Annotated in this window: 1 protein-coding gene; it reads right to left on the bottom strand. The window is 62.9% G+C overall.

What is annotated here, in order from left to right:
• Positions 1-232: MATE family efflux transporter (locus tag AC1RQI_RS17575; RefSeq protein WP_481905887.1), on the bottom strand; the 232-nt coding region annotated here is incomplete at both ends.

The raw sequence follows: 232 nt of genomic DNA, 5'->3' as shown, positions 1-232 counted from the left end.
GAGCAGCGATGGGCCGAACATGAGCATGCCCAGCATAAAGACGACGCCGAGTGAGATTCCAATCAGAAGGGCATGTGTCGCCAAAGTTGCAGCGCGGTCGCGGTCGTCCGCGCCGAGCGCACGCGCAATGGCTGATGCCACGCCACCGGCCATTGCTCCGCCTGACATGCTCATGGTTAGCATCACGCAAGGAAATATCAGCGCGAGCCCGGCGAGCGCGTCGACCACGAGC

The organism is Salicola sp. AFF1, assembly GCF_056783195.1.
The sequence above is the reverse complement of the archived record's forward strand: the minus strand, read 5'-3'. Positions and strand labels throughout refer to the sequence as shown.